This window comes from Algoriphagus sp. (assembly GCF_024642405.1).
In the GTDB taxonomy this organism is placed as follows: Bacteria; Bacteroidota; Bacteroidia; order Cytophagales; family Cyclobacteriaceae; genus Algoriphagus.
The window spans coordinates 1-4,766 of the sequence record NZ_JAHEBC010000299.1; the positions used below are offsets into that span (position 1 = coordinate 1).

The 4,766-nt window shown below is 37.6% G+C and carries 1 protein-coding gene and 1 pseudogene; both read left to right on the forward strand.

Annotated features, from left to right (window positions below):
* A pseudogene (locus Q0L68_RS16525) lies at positions 1-1,929 on the forward strand (hypothetical protein); the annotation flags it as partial.
* 2 nt (positions 1,930-1,931) lie between these two features.
* Positions 1,932-4,766: hypothetical protein (locus Q0L68_RS16530; RefSeq protein WP_296705290.1), on the forward strand; the 2,835-nt coding region annotated here is incomplete at its 3' end.

The window sequence follows — 4,766 nt, forward strand, 5'->3', positions numbered from 1 at the left end:
GGAGATCAACTGAAAAAAGAAATTCCTGTTGAGGAGATTTTTGAAGGTCCTAAACTTGGCCATGGCTTCATAGATACAGAGGAGTTGGAAAATGCGCAATTGAAGAAAGTGATCTATGCTTCAGATATAATAAATCTATTGATGGATTTAGAAGGGGTCAGAGAAATAAAAAATTTCTTGATGACCAAATATGATAAAAATGGAAAACCTGTTCCAGGTCAAATGGGTGTTTCCTGGTGTCTTCCTATCTCCACAATGCATAAACCTGTGCTAAGCCCAGACTTTTCTAAAATTCTGTTTTTTAAGGATGGCTTTCCTTTTCTTTCCCGGTATGAAGAAGTAAGAGATACCGTTCATCTTCTCCATGCCCAAAATAATTCGGGAAAACTAGTGCCTACTTTTGAAGATCTTCCTGTTCCAAAGGGGAATAAAAGAGATACCCTAAGTTATTGGCCTGTACAATATGATCTTCCTATTGTTTATGGTGTGGGCGAGTTTGGTCTTCCCCCAGAACCTTCCGATTTGAGAAAAGCTCAACAGCAACAATTGAAGGGTTATTTAATGTTTTTTGAGCAACTATTGGCTGATTTTTTTGCCCAGCTAACTAATGCCAAAAGCCTATATTCTACGGATAATATACGTCAGACCTACTTTGCCCAATACCTAGGGTCCATTAAGGAAGTAGAAGGTATTATCCACGCTGATATGGAAAAGGCTTTGGCCAATGATATTGGCGATCCTGTAAGTCAAGAGCTTTGGCAAAAACTATATGAAAACAAAAATCAATTTCTCGAAAGAAGAAATAAGTTCCTAGATCATCTGTTAGCGCGCTTTGCGGAATCTTTTAATGATTATTCCTTATTGATGTATCGGATAAATCTGGAAAACCTCAATCTGGAAAAAATTGAACCGGAAGAATTGATTGACATTAAAAGTAGAACTCTTCAATCCTACCCAGAAATCAGTTATGGAAGATCATTGGCCTTTAATTATTTTCCTCAAGATGATGAATATAAACTGGCTGAAGATAAACTTTGGGATACGGAGAATGTATCCGGCTTGGAGAAAAAGGTCAGTCAAATAACTGGTATTAAGGATTTCACAAGACGATTCCTGTATTGTATTAAAAATGTGGAGATCATCTGTGAAGAAATGGAAGTGGGTGATGAAGTCCACTGCGTACATTCCTTTTCTCTAACCTCAAGAAATGGATTCAAGCTTGTTTCAAAACAGTTTGAAGATAAGTCCGAGGCCGAAATGGTCTTGGAAGAGGTCATGGAATTGGGTATAGACCCGGAGAATTTCCATTACACGACGAAACAGGTCAAACTCAAAAAAGGGAATTCTATCATTTTGAGCAGTGAAAAAACTTTTGCTGATGAAGAAGTGGCTACCCAGGTAATCCAGGAAATAGTGGCCGAACTTTCTGGCGAGTGCCAAGATCCAGAGGGTTTTCATTTGATCGAGCATATCCTCTTAAGGCCAAAAAGTAAAAATTTCAAACTGATGGAAGTCTGCCTTCATGACTGCGATTGTCCTTGTGAACAGGATATTTATTCCTTCAGAGCTTCAGTGATTTTACCCCATTGGCCAAAGCACTTTGACAATATGGCCTATCGCAACTACTTCGAAAAGAAAATATTTGAGGAGGCTCCTGCGCATATTCAGCTAAAGGTCTGCTGGGTAAGCAATGAAAAACTCCGAGAGTTTGAAACAAACTATAAAAGGTGGATCGAAGAACACGCAAGATTCAAAAATGATGGGAAGAACCATTCTACGTATCAGGAGGCCAATGACAGCATGCTGGAAATATTGGCAAAACTCAACTCTGTGTATCCAAAGGCAACACTGCACGATTGCGAAGAAAGTGATGCCGATAAAAACCCTGTCATGCTGGGTAAAACAATTTTAGGAACTCAAAATTTATAATCATGCAGCCTTTACAATCATATCCCGTTTTTGAAGCTGATCAGGTTCTGTCCAATGGACACTTGAACAACTTATTGAACTACCTTGAACAACAGGAGAGGCTGACGCGAATTAAGCTTCTGGGAAGAGGAATAGTCTGCGGTTTGGAGATCACATCATCTCCCTCTGAAATTATTATCGGTAAAGGATGCGGAATCACATCACAAGGATATCTTATCCAACTTTGTGATACTAATTATACTTTTTTCTCAAATTATACTCCTCCAACCCTTCCAAATGATCTTACTTTTTTGACTCAATGCAGCACGGAAAACAGAAACAATGTTCCTTTCTATAACCAAAAAGATATTCTGGAACTAATTCCTTCAAATGACAAAGAAACCGAAGGAAAAAAACCTTTGACTACTCTGAAACTAGAGGATTATGCGATTGTCTTATTTTTAGAAGCGGAGCAAATAGATCTGAAAAACTGTGACACACAAGACTGTAATGACAAGGGAAGTAAGATGGATTTTGAGCTTAGAGCTTTACTTATCCACAAAAAACTGCTGGAGTCATCAAAAAGTATTGGTTTTAATTCTTTACTTCTCAAGCGTTACAATGTACCTGTTGTTGATCTTAAGACATCAGAAGATGTGCTTCAAGGGTTTTTGAATATCACAGATGATGTGACTTTGTCAAATATGTCTGAAAACTTGGTCAGATGCTGGGATCGATTTGCCGTATCACTTGGTCTCCCAGAGGAAAATCCGTTAAAAGGTCTCAACCTAATTGATTTTAAAAAGAAATTTTCTACCAAAACTGGCCAGCAAATTTACCTCCAATACTTCTATGACTTTATTGATGATTTATTCAAGGCCTATTTAGAATTCCGATCAAAAGTAAGAGAAGCTTATGGAGAATGCTGTCCAGAAGAAATGAGCTTTCCTCTTCATTTGATTTTAGGAATGGCCAATGAAAGTACCTTGCTAGGAAATAATAATATCCACAGACATTATTTTGAGTCATCTCCAATACTAAATGGACAATCTAAAATAGTAGAAGAAGCAGCCTCACTTTTGGAAAAGCTTGTGGCAATGGTCAAAAGTTTTGTTGGAGAGAAATTATCCGCAAATGAATCAATTATAATTACCCCCAATTATTTAGGCTCTGAGGCAATTAGTCTTCGATGTATTCCTTATTACTATGACTGGAAAACCATAAATACAAAATGGTATTTCAATCGAAGGTATAACGGAAACGAAAGATATAACCTAGGCTATAGAGCTGCCAAGCAGGTAGATGCTCCTGAACCGGTAAAAAATCCTTTGTTATATGACATAGAGCGCTACAATGCCTTTAGGATAGAGGGACATGTTGGCAAAAACTACAGAACTGCCCTGACAGATATTATCCAACAAAAAAACAAATTCAATCTTCCATTTGATGTTTTGGCACTTAATGCACTAGATCTTTCTAAGATTTTGAATGGAAAAGAAATCAAATGTCATGTAGAAGATCTAAGTTCTGACTATAGAGTAATGATTACCGGGATTGTTTGCCAGCTTCAACAAATCATGGCATATGTGGGAAATTTAAGACCCAAAAGAACAGTAGAGTCGAATCTAAATTTGGGAACTCTGGCTGTGAAAAGAGATTTCTACATTTCAAGAAATTTGGTGGATATGCAAAAAACCATCAAGTCAGATTTATTAAAGAATCAGCCTTTAAGTATTTCAAATGAAGATATCATTAAGAACCTTGCATTGAGAGATGTAGAAGAAGGAGAGAAATTAGCGGATTTTGTTGCTAAAGACGTGGGTTCATTTATTGTTGACCACAAAGCATTTTTTGATTATATCATAAAGCAGCCAGACCTTTTATTGATCTTTTTGCAACAGTTGGCAGAAATCGTAAAATATCTGCTTGCATATGATTTGGACAAATTCGATGAGGAAGCGTATAACAAACTTTGGACTCCTTATTCCAAAACAGTTGCAAGCCTTATCACCGAGGCTAGCAATTCCGATAATGAAGAAATCAAGCGCTATTTTTCCTCGAGTAATACAGAATTGCTATTTAAATGCTCAAATGAAAAGTTGTTCGCACTGAAGGATGAATACCTCAAAAGAATTGAAGAGTACCATGCAGCTATAAATTTCAGCGAATATTTTAAAAAGCACCCAGGGCTTGAGCATAAAGCAGGAGTGCCAAAAGGAGGAACATTTATTTTGGTATATAATGGAGTTTCTGAGAGAGTCCTACCATCTTTCAATACCAATATCGATCGTGAATTTATAGCTGGACTTTCCTTAGCAAGTTCCACTCCCAATGAAGCAACATCAGATCCTTTTGGATTAAGGGCCTCTATAAAACCCGAAGAAATTTCAAGAACAAATAGCCTAATCGGAAGTAAATCGATCAATAAAACCGAATTTGAAATTGCCTCAAGTTTAATTGAAAGACTAAATCTTGGAGAGGCATCCAAAAATGTATTGGAAGCACTCAAACTTAAAGACAAAGAAATAAGAGAACAAGCTTCACCAATTGCAAAAGGTACGGTCATCGCTGATTTTTATCTTCCATATTTATGTTGCAGCGAATGCCCTCCGATCGCCTATGTCATTCCTGAAGTAGAAGAGCCTGAAAACATTGGGCCAATTGCAAATGCAGGTGAGGACCAAACTTTTACACTTGCTCCTAATCAGCCTATTTCTGCAACTTTGGATGGTTCGGCTTCCAAAGATGAAGATGGTACTATTACTGCTTTCGCCTGGAGTCAGACCAGCGGTCCTCAGGTTACCTTAAAATCTCCAAACAAGGCAAAAACCGCAGTTGAAATACTGGCCGCAGGCACT